The sequence below is a fragment of the Prevotella melaninogenica genome (assembly GCF_018127925.1).
Lineage (GTDB): Bacteria > Bacteroidota > Bacteroidia > Bacteroidales > Bacteroidaceae > Prevotella > Prevotella melaninogenica_C.
This window is the reverse complement of the sequence record NZ_CP072348.1, coordinates 277,520-302,780: the sequence shown is the minus strand read 5'-3', so window position 1 is coordinate 302,780 and position 25,261 is coordinate 277,520. Positions and strand designations below refer to the sequence as shown.

The window sequence follows — 25,261 nt, the reverse complement described above, 5'->3', positions numbered from 1 at the left end:
CACTGTCATTCGATGATTATACAGATGAAACGTAATAAATTAACAGCTCTGATAGCATTTGTAGGTGTTGTAGCTTTCACATCTTGTGAGGATGTGAAGCGTCCGACTCCTGTCAGAGAACGTATCAATGTAACTCCTCCGTCAAGAGAGGCAGAGGCTATAAGTCAGCTGACAGCATCAATAGATGAGATTTCAGCTAACCTTGACGCCATCTCTTCTCAAGAGGCAATGCTCTGCAAGACTACTGAGCATACGGACAAGAAATCGAAGATTATTCAGCAGATTAGGGGACTTGGTTCACTGCTTAGAGAGAAGCAAAACCAGATTGATAAACTGCTGAACGAGAAGGTAAAAAAAGTGGATGCACCAGCAGAGTCTAATCCCACTGTAGAAAACCTTTACAAGGTAATAGAGTTCCTTTCATCACAGCTGAAGGAGAAAGGGGATCGTGTAACCCAATTAGAGCAGGTTGCAAGTCGCAAGGATGTCACTGTAGACCAGCTTAAATACATCGTTATGAACCAAGCTAACAGCGTTGATGCAATGCGTTACAGGTTCAACATGGCAGCTTTGGAGCGCGAATATGCTCAACTGAAAACTAAAGAGAAGCAAAGAATTAAAGAAGATAAGGAGTCAGACAAAGTCTACTATATCATTGCTAACAAAGAAACTCTGAAGGAGAAAGGTCTTTTGAAGACATCACTTTTCTCTAAGAAAGTGGATAATAACAATGTAACAAAAGATCTGTTTACAGAGGCTAACAGCAAAGAACTGAAGACACTGACAATTAACTCATCGAGTCCAAAGCTCTTATCCCAGAACCCAAAAGGTAGTTATACACTCACGCAGAATGAAGACAGAACGACAACACTCACCATTACAGACCCAGAGAAGTTTTGGAATGTGTCGCGCTATCTGATCATCCAAGAGTAAATCTACTTTGAAATAGAAAGAAAATAAATTAGGCTGCAAAGGTTGTGAAAATCGAATAATTTTCTTATCTTTGCAGCCTAAAACTTATGCGTAGCGTGAAAATAAAGGAAGTAATTGATGCCCTTGAACGATTCGCGCCTTTGCCCTTGCAGGAAAGCTATGATAATGCTGGCCTACAAGTTGGATTGACAGAGGCGGAAGTATCAGGGGCTTTATTGTGTCTTGACGTGACAGAGAAAGTGGTAGACGAAGCTATCCTTCGGGGGTGTAACTTGATTGTTGCGCACCATCCACTCATCTTCCGTAAATTAGCACAAGTGACAGACGCCAACTATGTGCAGCGCACAGTGATAAAGGCTATTAAGAACGATATCGTCATCGCTGCTATGCACACAAACTTAGACTCAGCTGTGGGCGGTGTCAACTACAAGATAGCAGAGAAGTTAGGACTTAAGAACCTACGTTTCTTTGGCCGAAACAAGCAAGTGGTGAATCCACAGACCGGCAAATCCGTAACAGGCGGCGATGGTGTCATCGGCGAGTTTGAGGAGCCTTTAGCAGCAGACGATTTGATACTGTTATTGAAGAAGAAGTTTGATGCAGAGTGTGTTCAAACCAATGAGTTACTACGTCGTGAGATTCGTACCATTGCTCTCTGTGGAGGCTCGGGAGCATTCCTCTTGCAGGATGCTATTGCAGCAGGCGCAGATGCCTTTATGACAGGTGAGATGAGTTATCATGAGTTCTTTGGTTATGAGCAAGAGATACAGATTTGTGTCATCGGACATTATCAGAGTGAGCAGTTCACCACTGAGGTGTTACGTGACGTTATCGAACGAGAATGCCCAAGCGTAAAGTGCTACTTGTCTGAGATTAATACGAATCCTATAGGGTATTTTTAGTGGACGAGTTGACAAGTTGGACAAGTAAACAAGTTAATTGTTAAGAAGTTGGACGAATGGAGTCTGTGGTGTTGTCTTAACTCCTCTCACTCCTAAACTCCTAAAACAACAGTAATCATAATTATGAATTTTGAATTCTGAATTTTGAATTAAACAAACATAAGAACTATGGCAAAGAAAGATCCAAAAGAGTTACCAGTAGAGGAGAAATTGAAGGCCCTTTTCCTGTTACAGACAACCCTGTCAGGAATCGACGAGAAACGTGCATTGCGTGGTGAGTTACCACTTGAGGTACGCGACTTGGAAGACGAGTTGGAAGGTCTGCACACTCGTATTGAGAAGATAGAGCAGGACATTAAGGATTATCAGAATGCTATTACCCAGAAGAAGGGTAACATCGTTGATGCTCAGGCAAGTTTGGAGCGTTACAACAAGCAGTTGGACTCTGTTGCAAACAACCGTGAGTACGACACATTGACAAAGGAAATCGAGTTCCAGACACTTGAGATTGAGCTTTGCAACAAGAAGATTAAAGAGGCTCAGATTAAGGTTGAAGAGAAGCGTAAGGACTTGGAAGCCAACCGTGCATTGCTCGAGGATCGTCAGCACGCCTTAGAAGAGAAGCGTAACGAGCTCGACGAGATTATGCAGGAGACACGTGAGGAGGAAGGTTTGCTCAAAGAGAAGGCTGCAGAGCTTGAGACTAAGATTGAGCCAGGATTGCTCCGTAGCTTCAAGCGTATTCGTCGTGGTGCTCGCAATGGTTTGGGTATTGTTTACGTACAGCGTGATGCTTGTGGTGGTTGCTTCAACAAGATTCCACCTCAGCGCCAGTTGGATGTGAAGATTCACAAGAAGATTATCGTTTGTGAGTACTGTGGTCGTATTCTTATCGACCCAGAGTTGGCTGGTGTAAAGGTTGACAAGACAGAGGAGAAGCCTAAGAAGCGTAGAGCAACTCGTAAGAAGAAGGAAGAGGAGGGAGAATAATCATTAGCCCTTTTTATCCCATAGAGGATTAAAGTCTTTCATCTTCTGAAAGATAGAAAATAGCCTCAATACATTTGAAATGCCATCAAGCATTCTTATGTATTGAGGCTACTTTTACTTTTAGCACTCTATTATTGCTATGCTATAAAATTTTAGTTCAAATCGATTATTATCCCACAATAATCTTATTAATCTTATCATATTATGCATTCTGACCAAACCAAATAAAATCTGTTCAGCCTCTAATAATAGATTTCAGTTAAAAGTAAAGAGAAAGAGTTCATTTGTTACTCTTTCCTTCTTTCTGCCTCCTTTTTATCTTTCTGTTACCTTTTCTTTTTCTCGGTTATTCTGTCTAATTTATATGTTTTTTTAAGATTTTCTTGCCAATTCTAAAAAGATGTCTTACCTTTGCACCCGTGAAACAATTAGCAATGACATATCAGACCAATCCAGCACAGCAAAGAAACTTTGATTTCTTTGCCTTTTTTAGAGCTTTATATTTGGTAGTCTCAGATATTTTGCTAACACACACACACACACACAGGCGCACCTAGCGTTTAATCATACTTTTTTTCTTCCATCCTACGCGCGCGCGAAGCGTGCCGTAACCCTTGTAAACAAAGGACTTCACGGAGTTTCCTTTGTTCGCTTTTTTGTGCCCGTTTGCGAGCTGTCAAGAAAGCAAAATAAGAACGTTTTAAGCACTGAAATTACCGTAACAAATAATTGTAATTCTCTGATAATAGTTTGTTTTCTCTCGTTGATTTCTCGGGTAGGCAGCAGTGATACGCTGTCTGCCTGTAGAGGGGGAAGGCAAGCGGTTAGGAGGAATAGATAATAAGGTTATCAGGATGTATATAATAAAAGGTGAGCAACGAAGCCACATAGAGAGTAGATAGCAACTATTTTTAATCAAATCAAAAAAGCAATGAGAAAGAAACAAGAAAAGAAGGATTATTCTGCACCACGTTGCATGATAATCCAAGTAAGCGAAACCACTTATTTGATGGACACGTCTTACCCCGGTCAGCACAATCCAGCCCAGCCAGGCGGAAGTTTTGGTGATGCCAAGCAGGCTCCAAACTGGATGACAGAAAGTGAAGAAGAGACAGAGCATTCTTCATGGGAAGACTAACAGAGAGAGTTATTAACCAAGTAAAGAAAACAAAATCACACAAAAAGAAGAAACAGACAATGAAAAAGAAATTATTCAAGACCCGCTTGCTTTCATTCGCAGCTTTCTGCGGGCTCACATTCGCGTTTGCATCCTGTGCTAATGAAGACGTAGTGCAGAACCCAAACAACACAGATAACGACAAGAACCTGACGACCTTCACAGCGGGTGACCCCTCAACGCGCACCTCAATGCAGAGCGACGGCAAGTTCTTTTGGGAAGCAGGCGACAAGATTTATGTAAAGGACGATAACGGTGCATGGCACGCAAGTAGTAACTCACCAACAGGTAAGACAGATAACTTTAAGTTCAAAGTGCCTGGCATTTACACAGCCCACACGTCATACGAGGTTTACTATCCAGGTCAAGGCGGTAGCAATGACCAAGCTGTTATCACTGCTTCTCAAAGTCAAGCAGAGCCAAACACTACATCTCACTTCGGTGCAGCAGGCGATTGCGGTATGGCAACAGCAACTAAAGTATCAGGAAAACAGCAGTTCGCTTTTACCCTTGACCATAAGGCTGCATATCTCCTCCTCTTGCCACGCACGAGCAACACTATTTTGCATAATTGTTACCTAACCAAAGTAGAGGTAAATTCAGACAATGATATTACCGATACTTACACCCTTGACCCAACAACAGGCAAACTCACAGGCACAGGTACAGGTAAGCAAATTATTGTTTCAACAGGTGGTAGCGGAGCATACCCTAACGGTTTCCCTTTAACTAACAACTCCACAAGCGCCGCTACCAATGGTTCTTACGTAGTTATAAAGCCAGGCACCCATACACTCAAGATACGTTATTGGGTGAAGGACATTGCAACAAACGTAGAGGGAACTATAACCAAGATATTATCATCAGCTACCTACGACCAAAACAAATATTATAATATCACTGCAAACCTTAATGTACGTGATTACGACGGAACAAAGTATTACATGTGGGATGCTCAGCAGAATTATTGGGCAGGTCATGAATGGAATAGCGCAGCTCCATGGCAGCCAACACTTACGACACAGCCAGCTAATCCAAACTACCCCAAGAGCAACACTGACTCTCGTTACTACCACGAGGGCGGCGGTTCAGGTCGCTTCGATGCCACTCACGCATCATGCAAAGACCTTCCAAACGCTAACGAGCTGTCTTGGTATTGCATGTACGGCGATCCACGTTGGGATACAGATGAATTATGGACAACTATGGGTCATTTATATAAAGGTGGTATGTGGTTTAAGAAGAAGTCTGTTCTACTGACAGAGCATCATTACGACACCGAGAAATCTGCCGACGGTTCAACCGACTTGCGTACAACATGGAAGTACTACATCAACGGCAGCAATAGTATCAACAACTCTGGCATCCCTTCCGCCGCCGATGCAGGTAATTACTTCTACCTTCCTGCCTTGGGTTACTACTACTCTGGTGAGCTGTACTACATTCGTGACGGCGGCAACTATTGGTCGTCAAGTGCTTTCCCAGGGAGCCGCACCCTCGCATACTTCCTGGGCTTCGGCAGTGGCAACGTCAGCGTGAACGGCTTCACCCGCGACTACGGGATGAGGGTCGGCGGGTTTGAGTAGTCCTAAAAGCCCCACCCCGACCCTCCCCGAAAGGGGAGGGCGCCTAACTGGATAAAGGGAGGATGAGAGATAAGAGAAAATCTAACGGGTTGCAAGAAAATTTCTAACCCGTTAGAAATTTCTCGCTAACACGTTCCCCGTAAATTTCTAACCCGTTAGAAATTTTCTTCCGACCCGTTAGAAATTTTACTCTGACCAAATATGCGTTTTAAACCTTTGCATCGTGCGGATTTTCAAAGCTTTGCGGAGGTTTTTATTTCTTTTGAATAGTGAACAAACACGCTTTGATTGAGCCTATCAAACTGGGTAAAAGAAAGAAACTAATGAAAAACGTGTTGCTGCAATGTGCAGCACAAGTAAGTAATAACTAATAAAATCTTAAACACAATGAAAATCAAATTGATTGAAAGAAGAAAGCCGGGTACAAAGACTGGACCGGGTAAGTTTTATGCAAGTCCTGTGAACGTAGGGAAAAAGACCCTGCGAGATATTGCGCATGACATTGCGGGGCGTTCTTCGCTGACACGTGGTGACATTGAGAACGTGCTGGCAAACTTTATGGATTGCCTGCCTCATTATCTTCGTGACGGCTTTAGCGTGCAGTTGGGCGAGTTTGGCACGATGCGCCTGACATTATCAAGCGAGGGAACTGCGACGGAAAAGGCTTTTAAGACCGAGACGATTAAGCCACGTGTAACGTTTACGCCAGGTGTAGAACTGAAAGCTGCGCTGCGTAATAACTCGTATGAAACAGTGAAGGAGGAAAAGTCCAGTCCAAAACCTTCTCATAAAGACGAGGGAAGTGGAAAGAATCCTGGACCAGTGCCAGAGTAGGAAGCAGCCTCACCCCCAACCCCTCTCCTATTGGAGAGGGGAGTGAACACCGAGATACCCCCACATGTTTGAATGCATTATTGTGGATGATAAACCAAACGGCATACAGCAAAGATTTTTAGCGTAAACCTTATAATGTAAGCCTTATGGCGAATATTCTGCAAATGGGGCTCTTCCTCGTTCGGGGGAGTTGAGAGGCTTCTCCTCTCTCCACAAATTATTTATGGGAAAGGATTAGCTTTAATCAAGAATAAATCAAAAAAAGTTCGCGAACTTTTTGGTAGGGTCTTTGAATAACTTTTCAAAGAATGAAGACAGAATGCAGAAAGACATACGCTTCAAGGGAATGTCTTAAGACAGAACAACCTATGTTTATCAGGTAGCACTGATTCAACTCCTTACTTCACATAGAAAATACGATTTTCCTTGCGTGATAAGGTCTTGCCTTCCTTTGCTGCGTAACCAAGAATACAGAAGCCGATACCTTCATAATCGCCTTCTATACCCCACTCTTTCAACATCTGCTTTCCATCTTCGCGCTCAAAAGTTTGCTTGGCACGATTAATCCAACAGCTACCCAAACCTAAAGCATGAGCAGCGTTCATAAGATTGCCCATCATCAACGCACCATCATAAACATGATTAGGACTACTCTTATCCGCCAACACTGCAAGGACTACGGGCGCACCATAGAAAGGGTCACTCGTTACGCCCATTATCTCACCATTAATCGCCGATAAGCGGTTACATACCTCTTTATTAGTCACTTCAACGATGATAGCAGTCTGCATATTCTTTCCGCTTGCAGCGTAAAGACCAGCCTCCATCACCTTATCAATCAACTCCTGTGCAGGCATACGCTCTTCATAAGCACGTATGCTACGACGTGTTAACAATGCTTCTAATGCTTCCATAACAATTCTGTTTTATTATTCATTTACAGCTTTCGCCAACTGTTCCAACGCCTGACGAAGTATAGAACGCGGTGTACCCACATTCAAACGCATAAAGCCTTCTCCACCAGGACCAAACATTCTACCATCGTTCAACGCAAGATGAGCCTTATCAATAAAGAGATTCAACAGTTCTTTATGCTTCAATCCCAATCCATGACAATCCAACCAAACAAGGAAACTTGCCTGTGGACGAAGTGGACGAACACTTGGAATATGTTCACGACAGAAATCTTCGACAAAGAGAACATTGTCTTCTACATACGCCAACATCTGCTTACGCCACTCCTCTCCCTTTCGATAAGCAGCTATCGTGGCTATTGGTGCAAAGAGCGTAGGCTCATCTAATTCGTTAGCCTTCAACCAACCATAGAAGCGATTGCGCAGTTCTTCGTTTGGAACGATAGCAAATGAACTAACAATACCTGCCATATTAAAGGTCTTTGTCGGTGCTGCAAAAGTAATACTAATTTCCGCAGCACGCTCTGACACACTTGCAAATGGTATATGACGATTGCCAAAGAGATCCATATCGCTATGTATCTCATCGCTAATGACAAGAATATTATGCTCGTAGCAGAAGTCTGCCAAGCGACGTAATGTCTCTTCTGACCAACATAATCCTGCAGGGTTATGAGGATTAGAGAGGATAAGTACACGGCATTTATCATCGCAAACCTCTGCAAGATTATCAAAATCCATGTCATAATATCCATCCTCACGGAGACGAAGCGGATTGAAAACCACCTTACGATGATTAGCCTCTGGCGTCAAACGGAATGGATGATAGACAGGTGGTTGTATAATAACTTTTTCGTCAAGTTCCGTAAATACATTCACCACAAAGCCGATACCCCTAACAATACCAGGAATAAAACTCAGCCACTCTGACTTAACTTCCCAATCATGATGCGCACGTATCCAGTCGATGATAGCGAGGCGATAGTCGGTTGGTTCGATAGTATAACCGAAAATCGGATGTGAAAGACGCTCTTTGAGGGCATCCACAACGAAATCAGGAGTAGCAAAATCCATATCAGCCACCCATAGAGGTAGCAGGTCATTACGTCCCCAACGTGGAAGAAGTGCCTCATGCTTCAAGTCACCACTTCCCGAACGGTCGATTACTTCATCAAAATTATAAGTCTTTATCATGCTTCCAAAGCTTGCTTAATATCATCAAATAAATCATCAACACTTTCCAAACCAATACTGAGACGTATGGTAGTGTCTTGCACATCCATTGCTGCACGCTCCTCAGCAGTGAAAAGTCCAAAGATAGTACTTGCTGGGTGGATAGCCAAGGTACGATTATCAAAGAGGTTAGTTGCACGATGAATGAGTTTCAAGTTATCGAGCATTCTGAAGCAAGCCTCTTGACTCTCTAAGTCTATTGTGACCATTGCTCCCGCTGTTTCACCATACTGACTCACAGCCAACTGATGATAAGGATTATCCTCCAAGCCCACATAATTCACCTTACAAATAAGTTTGAGCGTACGTAGTCTTTGTGCCAACTCCAAGGCATTACCTGCTTGAACACGATAGCGTACATCCAAAGTCTCTAAGCCTAAGGTCTGCATATAGGCAACCTGTGGTGTCATATAAGCTCCAAGGTTAAAGAGCATCTCATTCAAGAGGCGCTTACCAATAGAAGGGAACGTACCATAATCAATAACAAGACCACCCAAAGAAGTTGCACCACCACTAATATATTTTGTACTTGAAACAACCTCAACGTCAATTCCCAAGTCCTTTGCAGAGAACTGTGTAAAAGGAATAAGCGTAGTATCAGCAATGACAGGGATGCCATGTTGGTGCGCTATTGTAGCCAAAGCACGTACATCAACCACCTCAAGTTGAGGATTTGTCATAATTTCAAGGAACAGACAACACGTATTATCATCTATCAATCGTTCTACAGCCTCAACATCTGTAAGGTCACAAAGTCTTGCCTCTACTCCCAATCTACTTAGTGTTGATGTAAGCAAAGAGTAGGTATTACCAAAGAGATGGCGTGACGTGATAACGTTCTTACCCTGTTCAACAACAGAAAAAAGCGTATTACTGATAGCAGCCATACCCGAGTTGAGAGCAATAACATTCTCAGCACCCGTCAAAGCCTTAACACGCTGTTCGAGATTAGTCACTGTTGGGTTCTCCACACGTGAATAATCAGGCGCATCAATACGTCCACAAAAGGCATCAGCCATCACTTTTGCATTATCAAACTCAAAAGCAACCGCATTATAGATGGGCATACTCAACGCATCATATGCATCTCTACGCTTATAAGGCTGATGAATAGCCTGTGTCTGTTTCTTCATATTCTTTTAAACGTTTGTATTGTTTATAAAAGGATTCAAATCAATAACGGACGGGAGAACCGTCCGTCTTATGAAGTGCATTTTATCTTATTAATACCACTGTATAGCATTCGTAATACCACTTCGCTTATCATACTTCAACGCATCTGTCAGCGTTGCAGCATTACAACGGAAGGTAAAGTTGTAAGATGTATATGGTGCTAAAACTACAGAAGCACTCATATTAAAACAGTGGAGGTCACGTGACAGACTGGCTGTTGTCATACTCATCGCATGGTTTTCAAAGTCGTAACCACTTGAGAAGTTAATGTTCCAGCCATCACTGATACGAATATTACCAGAGAAGTTCAACGTCTGTGTGAACTTATAAGGGTAACGCATCGTCTTAGTATTGAACCTACCCGCTGTATTCTCACGCATCGTAATACCATAACCGATTGTCAATGACCATGGCATATTGAAACTCATGTAACCATCGTCATCCGTCTCAGCAATATTACCACGCTTCTTCTTAGCAGCATATTTTCCCTTTTCAAGGTCATCATCCATGTTTGATTCGATGTTAGTATCTGGGCCATCGCTATCTACTGACACCTTATCCTCATCTTTATCATCCTTACGTCCGAACCACTTCTTCAACTTCTCTGGACTCAAAGTGAATGAGAAGTTCTGCGACATACCTTGGAAACGAGGTAAACGACCATATCCCCACTCTGTATGATTACCTACGTAAGGCTTACCATTAGCATCAAGTTCGTAAGCATAAGTAGCAAACTGTGCATTCATTGAGAAGGTATAATTCTTCCACCACTTCAAACGCAGACGCATACTAAGGTCACTCCAACGATGATAGTCTGCTGCAGCATTGTAAGACATACTTGCTCCTAACTCATCAATGATACTTATCTTCTTATAACCAGTAGTATCCTTATCGCTCTTAATCTTCATTTCGATGTTATTGCTAACATCCCAACTGATCATCTCAGTCTTGTACTTACCGGGCACACTATAAAGCTCATCTTGATAAGGTGAGTATTCAATAAGTTTCACGTTACCACTTGCATCTGTGTACTGATAGCTATCATAGTAGCCATAACGACGTGCACCGAAGTTTGGTGAGTATGAGAAAGAAACCTGTGGCGTAATAACATGGCGGATAGCCTGAATCTTATCGCCAAATAATTTTCTATTAGGTACCCAGAAACCATATAATTTCGTGCTGGCACCCACACTCATACTCCAGTTGTAAACATTATGGAAACCATACGTAGTATCTCTTACCACCTCTTTCTGATGTATATTATCCCATCCACGTGTCACTTTCTTAGAATACATACGGTCCGTGAAATTGAAAGATGGCGTCACATTGATATAATTAAACAAGGTGAAGTTTGCCTGTACAGGGATTGTATGCTGGAAAGCATTTTTCCAGTCTTTAATCAGATTAGAGTGTAAGAGTTTATCTTCCTTCGTTGAGATAGAATTAGCCAACTGACCCGTATAGCTCATCGAAATCTTCTCATACCAACGTTCCTTACCCACAAGATGCTTACGCTTGAAAGGATAGAATCGGCTCAAACTAATGTTCAAGTCTGGCAGTGTTATCTGAATAGAAGAGTCACGCATATTCTGTGCAAGGTTTGTAGTAGCACTCAAAGAGAGTCCAATACTTGAGAAACCTGTGCTCCAACTTACAGAAGAAGTTCTCGTAGACTGTGTGAGTGTCTGCGGATTATACATACTATTGAGGTTGTTACGCTCATAGCTTGATGTCGCAAAGTTCACACTTGCTGATAGCGAACTATATGGATTCGCCTTCGGATCTTGGCGATGATTCCACTGAACCTTAAAACTCTCCTGTTCAGCAAAGTCTGGCAAGCCTTTGTCACCAGTCTTTGAATCCTGATAACTAAAGAGGAATGAGCCTGAATATCTATAACGCTTGCGGTAGTTGCTGGCTGCAGAAACACCCCAAGAACCTCTGGTGTAGATTTCACCTAAGAGTTTCAAGTCCCACTTATCACTAATGGCAAAGTAGTAACCACCATCACGAAGATAGAAACCACGATCACTTTCATCACCATAGCTTGGCATAATAAATCCACTTGAATACTTCTTTGAGAAGGGAAAGAAGCCGTATGGAATTGCCAATGGTAAAGGAACGTCCGCCACTACGAGATAAGCTGGTCCAAAGACAACATCCTTACCTGGGCGAACCTTTGCACGAGAAAGAGCAATGTAAAAGTCTGGATGAGGCTTATCACAAGTAGTGTAACGACCATGTTGCAAGTAAACAGAACCCGTAGAGTCACGTTTTCCAACTTCTCCACTCAAGAAACCATCTTGCTGTTCGGTATAAATACCCTTAATCAAGCCTTTCTTTGACTTAAAGTTGAAAGCCATTGTGTCACTCTTATATTCATCTTTACCCATAGTAAAGACAGGCTTTCCCTTGATTCCACCCTCTGCTGTAGAATCGACTGTACCTGTTGCACGCACAGTACTTTTATCAAGATTCATATGTACCTTGTCACTCGTAAGCTTCATATTCTCATAATCAACCTTTGAGTTACCATACAGATATGCTGTACCCGACTCTGCATCATAAACGAGAGAGTCCTCTGCAGAATACTTAACAGGTGCATCAATTCCATTCGAACGTGCACGCATCATGCTATCGGCACGAATAGAATCGTCTATTGCTTTATTATGATGATAGATAGCCAACTGAAGAGAATCCATCTTTGTGGTATCTGGGATATTCTTATCGACCGCCTTACCATCCTTTGGACTTTGTCTTTCCAATAGCGTATCAACCACAACAGCACTTGCCTTAGCCTTCTTGGTTTTCTTACCTTGAGGCACAGGCATATTGACACTTGCCATTGCAAAAACAACAACAAAGGATAATAGGAATATAATGCTCTTATTTCTCATTGCCTAAATAACGTACAAAAATACTGAAATAATGCCGAATAGAACTACCATTACGCTATTTTAACTTTTATAATAATGTACGTATATGCTTCTGAAAATATTAAATTCTTCTTTTGCTGTCCAATAGAACCAGAATAGTATACCCTCAATACAGAATGTCATTGATAATTATAGCAGCCTAAAATACTTAGAAACGCAGCATTTTTACCTCCCAATAAGATTCGTGTTTACCATCAGCACGACATGTGCGAAGTATCAGCACGACATGTGCGGGGCATCAGCACCAAGCGTGCGAAGCATCAACACAACAACTTAAAGCCGACTGTAAACCACTTTTAAGCCTTTCTTTTCCTGCTAAAAGAACACTAACTTCTTATTTATCTGTAAGATATTGATGAGCAACATTAGCCGTAACAGGACAGAAACAGAGTTACTTAATCCAAGCACAAACCTAATGTATCGATAAGTTTCTTAACAGGATGATTCGTTTCCAAAAGTTTACTCAAAGACTCACGAGGTGTAAGCATAGGTTTAATTTCCTCATGCTTAGCAAGACGAATCTCTACTTCAATCTGCCCATTACGCAATTCCTTTGCCAAAGTAGCACGAATACGCGACTTGATAGCAAGCATTTCGTTGAGCTGAATATTATTATCAGCAAGTACCAAGATTGCTGGATACTCTGAAATAGTAGGCGTGATATTCTTCATGCGTTGCGACAAAGCTTGCATACGCTCTGGCATTCGTGAACACATAGCACGCCAACTCACAACAAGGTCTTGCTGTGTAAAGCCTTCATGTTCATCCTTATTAGTTATTTCAACTTCCTCATCCTGCTTTTTCTTCTTATCAGTCTTGAGTAGATTGTCAAATGACATCGTCAATGAACCGAGATTAACAGAATTCGGAAGACCAGAAGATACATTCACCTTAGGACGTACGCCAGACGTTTCTGTGACGGGTTTCTCTGGTGAAGACACGACCTCTACAGACACTACGTCGCTATCATTAGAACCACGAGCAGCAGTATCATCACGCTTTAGGCTCCCGACCACCTGCGGAGTCGGTCTCTGTTGAGCCTTCAGAATAAGATTCTTGAACAGGGATTTTAATCGCTTAGGGCTGCGCCCCGAGGCTGGGACATCATCATCCTTCTGCGTAATTTGCGCTACTTGGATGAGCGTCAGTTCCACCAACAAACGTTTATTAGAACTCTGACGATATTCCACATCACAACGGTTCATAATCTGCAAAGCCGTATAAAGGAAGTTGATAGGGCATTTTTGTGCCTGCAACTGATAGCGATTACGCAGTTGTTCGCTTACTTCAAGCAAAGGAAGTGTCTGTGCATCCTTTGCCATCAACACATTACGGACATGAGATGCCAAACCATTCACAAGATGTCCACCATCAAATCCCTTATTAATAACGCTGTTCAAGAGAACCATTATCTCACTCACTTTATTCTCTAAAGCAAGGTCGATGATATTAAAATAATTCTCTGCATCGAGTACATTCAAGTCCTCAATCACCTTCTGATAAGTGATATTTCCTTGTGAGAAACTTGCAGCCTGATCGAATATTGAGAGCGCGTCACGCATTCCGCCATCCGCTTTCTCAGCAATAACGTTCAGAGCCTCTTCGTCAAATTGAATGTTCTCCTTCTCAGCAACACGCTTAAGATGGTTGATGATATTAGGAACCGTCATACGCTCGAAGTCGTAAATCTGACAGCGAGAGAGAATCGTTGGGAGAATCTTATGTTTTTCTGTTGTTGCAAGGATGAAGATAACGTGTGCAGGCGGTTCCTCCAAAGTCTTTAGAAAAGCATTAAAGGCAGCTGTAGAGAGCATATGAACCTCATCAATGATAAAGACCTTATAGCGACCAACCTGTGGCGGAATACGCGTCTGATCCATCAATGACTTGATGTTCTCAACAGAGTTATTGCTGGCAGCATCTAATTCGAAGATATTATAGCTTCTTCCTTCTCCAAACGCCTTACAACTCTCACACTCGTTACAAGCCTCACCATCAGCTGTTGGATGTTCACAGTTGATAGCCTTCGCAAAAATTCGAGCACAAGTAGTCTTGCCCACTCCTCGTGGACCGCAGAAAAGGTAGGCATGAGCCAGCTTACCACTCTTCACAGCATTCTTCAGCGTAGTCGTCAACGCCTGTTGTCCAACAACGGAATCAAAGGACATCGGACGATACTTTCGCGCCGAAACAATATATTCATCCATAGTTTCAAATTCTAATTGTATATGCAAAGGTAATAAAAGTTAAGAAAAGAGGAGGAAGGAGGAAAGAATTAAATTGTTAATTTGCTAAAAATATGTATGTTTCATGCTCCGATATGCAATCTTTTCCTTACTTTTGCAAAAAAGAATGTAAAGAAGTGAGTAAGATTACCGGACATATTTACAATTTTTTCAGCCGATTTAAGTTTCATATCGTCATCATCTTGGGCGTACTCATTGTAGGCGTTTTAGATGAGAACAGTTTTATGAAACGTATAGAGTATGCTTATCAGATTGAAGACTTAAAAACTGAAATCCGAAAGTATGACAGCCAATATCAGCATGACATGCAACAGCTTAAGGAACTAAAGACAGACCCAAAGGCTATTGCACGCGTTGCCCGAGAGCGTTACTTCATGAAGGCTGACAACGAAGATATCTTCGTGTTGAGCGATGATGAGCATCAAACTGAAAACACAGCTAAAAATGAGACAACTGAATAAACTCGAATCAATTATTTACCTTTTGGGAGGAATCATAATGGTTATAGGTGCAGGCTTGTACGCTTTCCTTTTGATTCAACCAATAGCCTGTTGGCTAATGCTTGCTGGTGCTGTTGCCTTTTCTCTTATGCAGTCACGTCAGCGATACCTTGGAACATCTCTTTCAATTCGTCGTTTACGTAAGATTATGTCACTTGCAGGATGGGGATTCATTCTTGCAGGATTCTTTATGGTAGAAGACTCCTACCATTTCCTTCGTCCTGTTTTTGCAGGTTCATTAGATAGCTATAGCAGCTATGTAAGTATTTTCCATCACAATTGGGTTATACTCCTACTTATTTCTGCTATCATAGAGATGTATACTACTCATCGTATCAGCTACGAACTAAAGAAGGAAAGCGAAAGTCCAAGTACCTAAAAAAAGCTAAAAGCTTAGAGATAGTTTTAATTTGAATAAAAAAGTTTCTCGGCTTCAATTATAGAATGTAATTTTGTCTGAGAAGAAATAGAACCAGTTTAATTATCTATGAATAAAATTCTTTACGCACTTCTAACACTTATCGTGTTTACGTCATGTGCCAACTCATTCAATATACAGGGAACATCCAACGTATCAAGCTTGGATGGAAGAAAGTTATACCTAAAAACAGACCAAGCTGACTCACTGATTAACTTAGATTCATGTGACGTCGTTCATGGTCAGTTTGCTTTCCATGGTACCGTCGACTCTACTAAGGTCGCACAGATATTCATGGATGACATCAACTTACAGTTCCCAGTAGTTATTGAAAAGGGAGATATTGCAGTTAAACTGGACAACACACAACAGCGTGTCAGTGGCACACCGCTGAATGACAAGCTGAATGATTTCTGGACGAAATTTACACAACTACGCAATCAATATGCAGAAATAGATCATGAGGAAAGTGCTGCCATTATGAATGGTCATGATGAGGAAACAGTGAATGCTCAACTTATTAAGAAAGCATTGAACGTATATGACAAGGGTGACAAACTCTTTACGAAGTTCATTACAGAGAACTTCAATAACATTCTTGGTCCATGGTGTTTCCTTACACGTATCAGCTACGAGACAACACCTAATGCTTACCCTGTATGGATGAATGATTATATGTATGCCAATGCGATTAATCAGTTGCCATCATGGATAGAATTCATTATGTCGAAGGCTACAGATACCTTTAAGCAGAATCCTCAGATAAAAGCATTCTATACCGACTTCCTACAAGCACAAAAGGAGATGAACGGAATGGTTGACCCTGCAGGAACCAATGATGCTGCGGGAACAACTCCTAATGCTGCTGTAGCACCTCCGACTCCTACACAGATGGCTGGTGACTCTATTCCAGAGTAAGTTATGGTCCCGACTATCGTATGTTCTAAGTTCTACGCTGATAGAACGATTGCTTGATAAGGTTCTATAGGAGTGTTTTGAGCTTCGGATAAAGAGTTCATAGACAACAAACTATTTATTCTACACGAAGGTTGCTGTCACTTCCGTCACTCAATTCTGTTATTTAACTAATTGAATTATAGAATGTTGAAACAATATGTTAAAATGACAGCAAAAGAAAATAAAACTACTATTAGTAATATATTCCTTCTTACTTTAGTAGAATTCTCTCACTTCCTATCTCGGAAGAATCAACAAACAACCTCTAACAATAAAGAATATAATATATGAGGAGACTCATTCAAGGTGGAACTATCGTCAATGAAGGGCGAAGCTTTATTGGTTCGCTCATCATAGAGGACGATTGTATCATAGAGATTATAGAAAACAACGAAACACCCCGTGGAGAATTTGACGAAATCGTCAACGCCACGGGGTGCTTTGTACTACCTGGTGTTATTGATGATCACGTTCACTTTCGTGAGCCGGGACTAACGGAAAAGGGAGACATTGAAAGTGAAAGTCGTGCTGCTGCATATGGTGGCGTCACCTCTTATTTTGAGATGCCAAACACCAGTCCACAGACAACAACATTAGAGGCTTTACAAGACAAGTGGGAACGAGCAAAACGCTCAAGTCATGTCAACTATAGCTTCTTTATTGGTGCAACGAATACAAATCAGACACTATTCCCTCAATTAGATATCCACACTATTCCGGGAATAAAACTCTTTATGGGAGCCTCAACAGGGAATATGCTTGTTGATCGACGAGAAGCATTAGAAATGACTTTCCGTACTGCTGCAGAGTTGAATCTGCCAGTGATGACACACTGTGAGGATTCTGGTATTATCAACGAGAATATGAAAGTTGCCAAAGAACAATCTGGCGACGACCCAGATATTACACATCATTGGGAAATACGCAGTGCTGAGGCATGCTGGGCTTCCTCGCTTTTAGCTGTGGAATTAGCACGAAAGTACAAAACACAACTGCACATTGCTCATATCTCTACAGCAAAAGAATTATCATTGGCTAATCACCCAGAAGATGAAGGAAGGATTACTTTAGAGGCTGTTATTGCACATATTGCTTTCTCTAACGAGGATTATCTTACAAAGAAAGCACTCATAAAATGCAATCCTTCTGTCAAGACGATAACTGATAGAGATGCTATTCGTCAGGCACTCACGGATGGACGCATTACGGTCATTGGTACTGATCATGCTCCACACCTATGGGCACAGAAGCAAGGTGGCTGCTCTAAGGCTGCATCAGGTATGCCGATGGTTCAGTTCTCACTCGTCACCATGCTTGAATTGGTTGACAAAGGTGTTCTTACAATAGAACAGATGGTTAACCTAATGTCACACGCACCGGCTCGTCTTTTCCGTATTGACCAACGAGGTTTCCTACGTAAAGGTTATAAAGCCGATATTACTATCGTTGCACCAGACCAACCATGGACGGTGAACGAAGATTGTATTCAGAGTAAATGCAAGTGGAGTCCAATGATGGGACACACCTATCAATGGCGTGTCTTACATACCTTCTGTAATGGAAACCACCTGTTAAATAAGGAAGAGTTTGATAACACCATACATGGTGAAAGGATTACTTTTCGAAATGATAACTAAGTTATAATGATTGAAAACAAAGTAGATAACAAAAGTAAGATAATAACATACAATATCAGCGAAATAGTTCCTTACATCAACTGGGCATACTTCTTTTATGCTTGGTCAATGAATGGTAAGGCAAAAGATGCACAACTGGAGTTGCATTCAGAAGCTGAGAAATTATTGGCTGACATGGAAGGGAGATATCACACACGTGCTGTCTTTGCACTATGTGAAGCCAATAGTGAAGGCGATGATATCATTATCAATGGTACACGTGTTCCAATGTTGCGCCAGCAGAAAGTTATTCCAGACAAACCAAACCTCTGTTTGGCAGATTTCATACGCCCAGCCTCTTCAGATATCAAGGATGCAATTGGACTCTTTGCAACTTCTGTTGATGCTGCATTTACAAGCAACAATGAGGAAGATCCCTACCAACGTATGCTTTCGCAGACCTTAGCTGACCGATTAGCTGAGGCTACAGCAGAGAAATTTCACGAGGATGTACGCAAGAAGTATTGGGGGTATGCAGCTGATGAGCAACTTACTATAAAAGATCTTCTTGCAGAGAGATATCAAGGCATACGCCCTGCTGTGGGCTATCCATCCATCCCAGACACAAGTATGAATTTTCTTTTGTACGAACTATTGGATATGAAGGGGATTGGTATCAACCTTACAGAAAGTGGAATGATGGTACCTCATGCCAGCGTATCGGGCTTTATGTTTGCACATCCTCAAAGCCGATATTTCGACTTAGGAAAGATTGATGATGACCAATTAGAAGACTATGCACGTCGTCGTAATAAGCCTGTTGAAGAGTTAAGGAAGTATCTTGCTTCTACCCTATTGAAGAAATGATAGCCAGAATCGTTGTATATCTTATATTAATAATAGTCCTGTCTGACCTCTATATAGACATGCACTATTTCCGCAAACGTTACCCCATAGCTTGGTGGCAACGCCTGTTATGGTGGTTACCTTCTATCGGTATGGTCATCTATACCTGTGCTATGGCTTCCATACGCGACTTTGCGCCTAACAACCTCACCTGGCTGAATACATATATATTCCTTCTCGGTTTGCTTGTTGGACCTAAGGCTATCTTTGCACTCACCTCCTTCTTGGGTTCAATCATTCGGAAATATATCATCCGCACAAATCAAAACTGGGGACATTATATAGGTATACTCCTTGGCTGTTTTGCCGTTGGAACATTTATATATGGGCTCACATATGGGGTTTCTAACATACAAGTAAAACATGTAGACCTCTATTTTAAGGATTTACCAAAGTCTTTTGATGGCTATCGGATTGTGCATGTATCTGACTTACACCTCGGCACCTTCAATGGCTGGCGCAGTAAGATTCTGAAAGCAGAGATGGATAGCATTGAAAAGCAGAAAGCCAACCTCATTTGCTTTACTGGTGATTTACAAAACATACGCCCTGAAGAGGTTGAGAAAATGGCTTCAGTAATCCGTCAGCCTATGAAAGGGACTATCTCTGTCTTAGGAAACCATGACTATACGGAATACATCAAAGGTAATGCTAAAGAGAAGGCTGCAGAGGAAGTACGCTTGATAAAAGCAGAAGAAAAAATATTAAAATGGACTCTTCTACGCAATCAAAACACAGAAATAACATCACCAGCAAAAGAGTCTATATATGTTTGTGGCACAGAAAACGACGGAAGACCACCATTCCCGAACTATTCCAACTATAGAAAAGCAATGCAAGGAATAGGACCAAATCCGTTTGTGATTATGTTACAGCATGATCCATCAGCCTGGAAACGTTCTATTCTTCCTAAAACCACAGCACAGCTTACATTAAGCGGACATACACACGGCGGACAGATGCAAATCTTTGGATGGCGACCAACAAGTATCCGCCAACAGGAGGATTATGGACTTTATGAACAGAACGGACGCTATCTATATATTACAGCAGGATTGGGTGGTCTGGTACCCTTCCGCCTTAATATGCCTAACGAAATAGCGGTGATAACATTACATGTTAAGAATTAAAATTAAAAAGGATACATCTATGAGTAATACTGCAACACAACAACAAAGGCAATCCTCAATAGCCATGCTGGTTATTACGTTTTTGTATAGAATTTACATGCTATTCATTGCCTTCCCGCTCTTCCTCTTTGCGTCTATACTAACAGCATTAACAACAACTATTGGCTGTCAAATAGGTAATGGACATTTCTGGGGATACTACCCAGGGAAATGGTGGTCGTGGTTTACCATTCGAATACTCTTTCTTCCTGTAAAGATTGAAGGACGTGAGAATCTTGATCCTAAGCAAAGCTATGTCTTTGTAAGCAATCATCAAGGTGCTTTCGACATCTTTCTGATTTACGGTTTTCTCGGTCGTAATTTCAAGTGGATGATGAAAAAAGCTATCCGTAAGATACCTTTGGTAGGATTAGCATGCGAGAAAGCACATCATATTTATGTGGATAAGAGTGGTGCAAGTAAAATCAAAAAAACATACGACACTGCACGTGAAACCCTTCGTGAAGGAATGTCTGTCGTCGTATTCCCAGAAGGTGCACGTAGTTTTACTGGTCACATGGGTAAGTTCCGTCGTGGAGCTTTCATGTTAGCTGATGAGCTTCAGCTACCAGTATGTCCACTTACCATCAATGGTTCCTTCGACGTTATGCCTCGTACTAAGGACTGGCATTTCCCTGTATGGCATCGACTTAGCCTCACTATTCACAAACCAATCTTCCCAAAAGGAAAAGGTGCTGAATTCGAGAAGCAAACGCTAAATGAAGCATACGATTCTGTTATGGCTGGTCTTTCTCCCGAATACCAAGGTTTCGTAGAGAATCCAGACCAATAAAAATAGACAAAAACTTGTTAGTATCATATTTTTATACTACATTTGTCCTATAAAAACAAAAATCTATGACAAGCGATAGCATTGTAATTATACCGACATACAACGAAAAGGAGAATATAGAGAAGATAATCCGAGCGGTATTCCGATTGGAGAAACTTTTTCACATTCTGGTAATTGACGATGGTAGTCCTGATGGGACGGCACAAATCGTACATAATCTGATTAAGACGGAGTTCTCTGATCGTCTCTTTATCATTGAGCGTTCTGGTAAATTAGGTTTGGGTACAGCCTATATCACAGGTTTCAAGTGGGCTTTAGAACATGGCTACGAATACATTATTGAGATGGATGCTGACTTTAGCCACGACCCTAACGACCTTCCTCGCCTTTATGCTGCAACCCATGACGAAGGTTACGATGTTGCAATTGGTTCACGTTATGTCAGTGGAGTAAACGTTGTAAATTGGCCTATCGGACGTGTATTGATGAGTTACTTTGCCAGCAAGTATGTTCGTGCAGTAACAGGTTTCCACGTGCATGACACGACAGCGGGTTTCGTATGCTATCGTCGTCGTGTTCTTGAGACAATTCCATTAGACATGATTCGTTTTAAGGGGTATGCCTTCCAAATCGAGATGAAGTACACCTCTTTCAAGATTGGTTTCAAGATTAAGGAAGTACCTGTCATCTTCGTAAATCGTCGTGAGGGAACAAGCAAGATGAGCGGTGGCATCTTCTCAGAAGCCTTCTTCGGTGTCATCCGACTCCGTATGGATGGTTGGTTCAGAAAGTATCCTAAGATAAAGAACTAAGATTTAAACCAAATAACAGTAACAGCCATAACCTTAGTGGGTTATGGCCGTTACTATTTACACAAGTGACTTTGTCTTTATACAACTTAGAAACTATTGTAGTACAAATCAATTGTAGATAAACATTAGAAAATAAATACAGGAGGTTCAGATTTAATTTACTTTTTACTAATTAAACTAACAAACTTGTATCTATATCCATACAAATCTGGCATCTCATAACGTGGACCATATACTTTTACTATGATAAGGTATTCGTGTCCCTCTTCATAGATACTATCAAATCCATCAATATGAGATACAACAGATTTTCTCATATCTTTGTCTACTATAACGTAGCCTTTATTTTTCGATCTAATAGATGTACCTGGATAGAAGTAGTCTTCTTTATGTGATAATACGCTTATCGTATCCGTCTTAACATACTTGTAGTCACCATCTACATCTACGTCTTCTTTTGTACATCCCACAAAGAGAAATAACATTAAAGATGCTATAATGTATAGATATTTAATCATAATAACATGAATTTAAAGATTATTTTATCATTACTAAACTCACTTAAATGAGACTGTTACTATAGCAGACTGACTTTCTCTACTTTATTTTGACACAATCTACTCTGTTTTATTCCAGTCCATTCCTACCAACACAACCAACGTGTATGTACGCAATGGTTTTTATAAAAAGTAAAAGGAAAATCATTCCCTGCAATAAAAGCCATTAAATAAAAGAATCTGTTACTACAGAGAACAATGTTCCTTTGTTACTATGTCTTAACACACCTTACAGTGTGTCTTAATGTCAAACTTACGCCTCCTTATCGTATTCGAGGTGGAAGTTTATGATTGTCTCAATTCCCTTCAACCAGAGATCTACTGGCATATTCTCATTCGGAGAGTGAATAGCATTTGACTCCAAGCCGAAGCCCATGAGAACAGTCTTCACACCGAGCAACTTCTCGAAAGTAGAAATGATTGGAATACTACCACCGATACGTACTGGCAGTGGACGTTTACCGAATACAGCTTCGAAGCCACGTTCAGCTGCTTTATAGGCTGGGAAGTCGATAGGACAGACATAACCATGACCACCGTGATGTTTCTCAACCTTCACAGTAACATAATCTGGAGCAACACTGTTGAAATAGTCTACTACCAACTGGCTAATCTTTGTATGATTCTGATGTGGAACAAGACGTGAAGAAAGCTTTGCATATGCCTTTGAAGGAATAACGGTCTTCGCACCATCACCTGTGTAGCCACCCCAGATACCGCATACATCAAATGTTGGACGATAACCGGTACGCTCAATAGTACTGTAACCTTCTTCACCAAAGAGTGCCTTCACACCGAGAGACTTCTTATACTCTTCTTCATCAAAAGGAATTGATGCAACAAGTTTGCGCTCCTCATCAGAAGCCTCCTCAACATCATCATAGAAGCCAGGAATGAGAATCTTACCATCAGGACCAGTTACGTCAGCTATCAACTTACAAAGGACATTGATAGGGTTAGCCACTGCACCACCGAAAGTTCCTGAGTGAAGGTCACGATTAGGACCAGTAACCTCTATCTGCCAGTAAGACAAACCACGCAAACCTGTTGTGATAGAAGGAGTATCAGGACCGATAAGACCAGTATCAGAAACGAGGATTACATCGCAAGCTAAGAGTTCTTTATGCTCCTCAATGAATGGACCGAGGCTACCAGAGCCAATCTCTTCCTCACCTTCAAAGATGAACTTCATATTATGCTTCAACAAGTCATTTTTATTAAGATACTCAAATGCCTTTGCCTGCATGAATGACTGACCCTTATCATCATCAGCACCACGTGCCCAGATATGACCATCCTTAATAACTGGCTCAAATGGTTCAGTCTTCCAAAGTTCGAAAGGTTCAGCTGGCATCACGTCATAGTGACCATAAACCAATACCGTCTTTGCATTAGGGTCAACCATTCTCTCAGCGTAAACCATTGGATTACCCTTTGATGGCATCACCTCAGCTTTGTCAACACCAGCCTCAAGCAGCAGTTCCTTCCAACGCTCAGCACAGCGTACCATGTCCTCCTTATGAGCTGGTTGTGCACTTACGCTTGGTATGCGTATCAGACTGAACAACTCCTCGAGCATTCTGTCTTTATTCTCTTCTACATACTTCTTAATCATAATTCTTTATTTATTGATTTTCTAATGTACGCAAATTTAAGCATCATTTATGAGTTTTGCAAGTTTTTCCATGCTTTTATTACTGTTTACCTTTCAGTCTTCTTCTATGTCCATCATCTTGTTCTGTATAAAAAACACATTCTGTCTAAAATATATTATGTTCTCATGTTATTCTGTCTTAAAGCATATCATTGAAGCGTATGTCCTTATACCATTCAATCTTCATTCCCTGATTTACTCAATCAAAAAAGTTCGCGAACAATTTTCGATTTGTTCGCGAACTCTTTTTTCATTTATCTTTGCCTAACTGGCAAGCCCCCTTTTAGCCTTCTGGCGAAGGTCCGGGAGTCTTTCCGCCCCCTTCTTCCTTAGAGCCCGATTTTTCCTCTTTCACTGTCTCATACGAGTTCTCGCGCAAAGCGGCCTTTAGTTCCACACCTGGCGTAAATGTTACGCGCGGTTTGATCGTCTCCGTCTTGAAAGCCTTTACCGTCGCAGCCCCCTCGCTTGACAGTGTCAGGCGCATTGTGCCAAACTCGCCTAACTGCACGCTAAAACCATCGCGGAGATAATGAGGCAGACAATCCATAAAGTTCGCCAGCACGTTCTCAATGTCACCACGGGTCAGCGAAGAACGCCCTGCAATGTCACGCGCAACATCCCGCAAGGTCTTCTTCCCAAGATTTACAGGATTAGCATAATACTTTTCTTCTGTCCGCTTCTGCGGATTCTTTTTCTTTTGGAGTTTAATCTTCATAATTGTTTTGTTTTTAAAAGTAAATATTTAAGTTTTTACGGCATTTACACCTTGGTTTGTTCCATGGTTTATTCTCCGTTTTTCATGTTCTCGTCTGAATAAGGTTTTATCCAGTTTGTAGTGTCAATGGTTTTCTCTTTGTTTTTTCCAGTTAGAAACCTTCTTTGTCCTCAAGATAATAGCATCTCCGTTTATAGAAAATTGTAACATCCAGTCATCTATTTCAGAGACAAAGAT

General features: G+C 41.5%; 22 protein-coding genes. 14 read left to right on the top strand and 8 right to left on the bottom strand.

Features of this window, described 5'->3' with window-relative positions:
• Window positions 1-24: 24 nt before the first annotated feature.
• The 6 genes from J4861_RS06720 (at window position 25) to J4861_RS06695 (ending at window position 6,422) form a co-directional block, all read left to right on the top strand.
• Window positions 25-933 (top strand): Cbp1 family collagen-binding glycoprotein adhesin, encoded by a 909-nt coding sequence (locus J4861_RS06720; RefSeq protein ID WP_249110898.1) that lies wholly within the window; start codon window positions 25-27, stop codon window positions 931-933.
• Window positions 934-1,019: 86 nt separating this feature from the next.
• Entirely contained in the window at window positions 1,020-1,835 is an 816-nt protein-coding gene (locus tag J4861_RS06715) for a Nif3-like dinuclear metal center hexameric protein (RefSeq protein ID WP_211817354.1), read from the top strand.
• A gap of 168 nt (window positions 1,836-2,003) precedes the next feature.
• A complete protein-coding gene (locus J4861_RS06710; protein ID WP_211817353.1) occupies window positions 2,004-2,825 on the top strand; it encodes a zinc ribbon domain-containing protein in 822 nt (273 codons plus the stop codon).
• A gap of 931 nt (window positions 2,826-3,756) precedes the next feature.
• Window positions 3,757-3,963: a hypothetical protein gene (locus tag J4861_RS06705; RefSeq protein ID WP_249110897.1), complete on the top strand. Its 207-nt coding sequence runs from the start codon at window positions 3,757-3,759 to the stop codon at window positions 3,961-3,963.
• Between the two features lie 59 nt (window positions 3,964-4,022).
• Complete coding sequence (locus tag J4861_RS06700) at window positions 4,023-5,588, top strand: hypothetical protein (protein ID WP_211817352.1); 1,566 nt, start codon at window positions 4,023-4,025, stop codon at window positions 5,586-5,588.
• Window positions 5,589-5,975: 387 nt separating this feature from the next.
• Window positions 5,976-6,422, top strand: a complete 447-nt coding sequence (locus J4861_RS06695) for an HU family DNA-binding protein (RefSeq protein ID WP_211817351.1) — start codon at window positions 5,976-5,978, stop codon at window positions 6,420-6,422.
• 398 nt (window positions 6,423-6,820) lie between these two features.
• Here J4861_RS06695 and J4861_RS06690 read toward each other — a convergent pair whose 3' ends face one another.
• The 5 genes from J4861_RS06690 to J4861_RS06670 form a co-directional block, all read right to left on the bottom strand.
• Window positions 6,821-7,336: a nitroreductase gene (locus tag J4861_RS06690; RefSeq protein WP_211817350.1), complete on the bottom strand. Its 516-nt coding sequence runs from the start codon at window positions 7,334-7,336 to the stop codon at window positions 6,821-6,823.
• A 15-nt stretch (window positions 7,337-7,351) separates the two neighbouring features.
• Entirely contained in the window at window positions 7,352-8,530 is a 1,179-nt protein-coding gene (locus J4861_RS06685; RefSeq protein ID WP_211817349.1) for a MalY/PatB family protein, read from the bottom strand.
• Entirely contained in the window at window positions 8,527-9,702 is a 1,176-nt protein-coding gene (locus J4861_RS06680) for a trans-sulfuration enzyme family protein (RefSeq protein WP_211817348.1), read from the bottom strand. The genes J4861_RS06685 and J4861_RS06680 overlap by 4 nt, the downstream gene beginning before the upstream one ends.
• Window positions 9,703-9,792: 90 nt before the next feature.
• Window positions 9,793-12,639: a putative LPS assembly protein LptD gene (locus J4861_RS06675; protein WP_211817347.1), complete on the bottom strand. Its 2,847-nt coding sequence runs from the start codon at window positions 12,637-12,639 to the stop codon at window positions 9,793-9,795.
• A 434-nt stretch (window positions 12,640-13,073) separates the two neighbouring features.
• Window positions 13,074-14,885 carry a DNA polymerase III subunit gamma/tau gene (locus J4861_RS06670; protein ID WP_211817346.1) on the bottom strand — a complete coding sequence of 604 codons (1,812 nt, stop codon included), beginning with the start codon at window positions 14,883-14,885 and terminating at the stop codon, window positions 13,074-13,076.
• Between the two features lie 155 nt (window positions 14,886-15,040).
• On the opposite strand from J4861_RS06670, the gene J4861_RS06665 reads away from it, so the two are divergent.
• The 8 genes from J4861_RS06665 (at window position 15,041) to J4861_RS06630 (ending at window position 22,095) form a co-directional block, all read left to right on the top strand.
• Window positions 15,041-15,385, top strand: coding sequence for an FtsB family cell division protein (locus J4861_RS06665; protein WP_211817345.1), 345 nt, complete (start codon window positions 15,041-15,043; stop codon window positions 15,383-15,385).
• The gene (locus J4861_RS06660) at window positions 15,369-15,803 is read left to right on the top strand and encodes a hypothetical protein (protein ID WP_013264999.1); all 435 of its coding nucleotides are present in this window, start codon (window positions 15,369-15,371) and stop codon (window positions 15,801-15,803) included. The genes J4861_RS06665 and J4861_RS06660 overlap by 17 nt, the downstream gene beginning before the upstream one ends.
• A 108-nt stretch (window positions 15,804-15,911) precedes the next feature.
• On the top strand, window positions 15,912-16,760 hold the full coding sequence (locus J4861_RS06655) for a DUF4369 domain-containing protein (protein ID WP_211817344.1): 849 nt from the start codon (window positions 15,912-15,914) through the stop codon (window positions 16,758-16,760).
• A gap of 326 nt (window positions 16,761-17,086) precedes the next feature.
• Window positions 17,087-18,436 (top strand): dihydroorotase, encoded by a 1,350-nt coding sequence (locus tag J4861_RS06650; RefSeq protein ID WP_211817343.1) that lies wholly within the window; start codon window positions 17,087-17,089, stop codon window positions 18,434-18,436.
• A 6-nt stretch (window positions 18,437-18,442) separates the two neighbouring features.
• Window positions 18,443-19,282 carry a vitamin B12 dependent-methionine synthase activation domain-containing protein gene (locus J4861_RS06645; protein ID WP_211817342.1) on the top strand — a complete coding sequence of 280 codons (840 nt, stop codon included), beginning with the start codon at window positions 18,443-18,445 and terminating at the stop codon, window positions 19,280-19,282.
• Window positions 19,279-20,451 (top strand): metallophosphoesterase, encoded by a 1,173-nt coding sequence (locus J4861_RS06640; protein WP_211817341.1) that lies wholly within the window; start codon window positions 19,279-19,281, stop codon window positions 20,449-20,451. The genes J4861_RS06645 and J4861_RS06640 overlap by 4 nt, the downstream gene beginning before the upstream one ends.
• A 19-nt stretch (window positions 20,452-20,470) precedes the next feature.
• Entirely contained in the window at window positions 20,471-21,283 is an 813-nt protein-coding gene (locus J4861_RS06635; protein WP_211817340.1) for a lysophospholipid acyltransferase family protein, read from the top strand.
• Between the two features lie 65 nt (window positions 21,284-21,348).
• Entirely contained in the window at window positions 21,349-22,095 is a 747-nt protein-coding gene (locus J4861_RS06630; RefSeq protein WP_211817339.1) for a polyprenol monophosphomannose synthase, read from the top strand.
• Between the two features lie 158 nt (window positions 22,096-22,253).
• On the opposite strand, the gene J4861_RS06625 is transcribed toward J4861_RS06630, so the two are convergent.
• The 3 genes from J4861_RS06625 to J4861_RS06615 form a co-directional block, all read right to left on the bottom strand.
• Window positions 22,254-22,613: a hypothetical protein gene (locus J4861_RS06625; protein WP_211817338.1), complete on the bottom strand. Its 360-nt coding sequence runs from the start codon at window positions 22,611-22,613 to the stop codon at window positions 22,254-22,256.
• A gap of 292 nt (window positions 22,614-22,905) precedes the next feature.
• On the bottom strand, window positions 22,906-24,267 hold the full coding sequence (locus J4861_RS06620; protein ID WP_211817337.1) for a dipeptidase: 1,362 nt from the start codon (window positions 24,265-24,267) through the stop codon (window positions 22,906-22,908).
• A gap of 322 nt (window positions 24,268-24,589) precedes the next feature.
• A complete protein-coding gene (locus J4861_RS06615) occupies window positions 24,590-25,024 on the bottom strand; it encodes an HU family DNA-binding protein (protein WP_211817336.1) in 435 nt (144 codons plus the stop codon).
• Window positions 25,025-25,261: the final 237 nt, after the last annotated feature.